Origin of the sequence: Mesorhizobium sp. M2A.F.Ca.ET.037.01.1.1, from assembly GCF_003998075.1 — a bacterium.
Taxonomy (GTDB): domain Bacteria; phylum Pseudomonadota; class Alphaproteobacteria; order Rhizobiales; family Rhizobiaceae; genus Mesorhizobium.
The window spans coordinates 1-540 of the sequence record NZ_RZSA01001732.1 but is presented as its reverse complement, the minus strand read 5'-3'; the positions used below and the strand labels follow the sequence as shown (position 1 = coordinate 540).

Genomic DNA, 540 nt, shown 5'->3' with positions numbered 1-540 from the left:
ATCGCGAGCCGCGACGTCATCGCGCCCGGCAGCGCTTTCGCCCAGGCAGTGCGGCTCGCTCTCACTCAGCAGCGGGGCGCAGATGTCGTCAGGGCCGGAAACGATCAAGATATCCTCGCCGCCGGCCAGGCGCTTCACTACAACGTCGTAGTTGGCGGTGAAGGCCGGCGAGTAGCCCTTGCCGACATAGGTCAGCAGGCAAAGCAGATGATGGGCACGCAGCCTGACGGTCATCTGGTGTCGGGTTCGGTCATCCGCCCGGCGGCTTACCGAGGATCGGCCGGCCGGTTGCCCGAAAACAGCTTCAGCGTCGCGGCACCCAGCGCCGACTTGAGCAGGCCGCCGACGATGAAGGGCAGGAAGCCGAAGGTGATCGCCTTCTCGGCGCCGATCATGACGGCAAGCCACACGGTGCCCAGAACCAGGCAAAGCAGGTTGCCGATGAGCATGGCGGCGAAGGCAAGCATGACGCGGTTGCCGTTCCAGCCGCGCTCGGCCAGCCAGCCGACGACGGCGCCGACGACCGGGAAGGCGAAGAGG

General features: G+C 66.9%; 2 protein-coding genes. Both read right to left on the bottom strand.

Features of this window, described 5'->3' with window-relative positions; all coding sequences use genetic code 11:
- A partial coding sequence (locus tag EOA27_RS39500) for a DUF1284 domain-containing protein (protein ID WP_127259101.1) occupies positions 1 to 234 on the bottom strand: 234 nt, incomplete at its 3' end.
- A 32-nt stretch (positions 235 to 266) separates the two neighbouring features.
- On the bottom strand, positions 267 to 540 hold a 274-nt coding region (locus EOA27_RS39495; RefSeq protein ID WP_189562438.1), incomplete at its 5' end, for a biotin transporter BioY.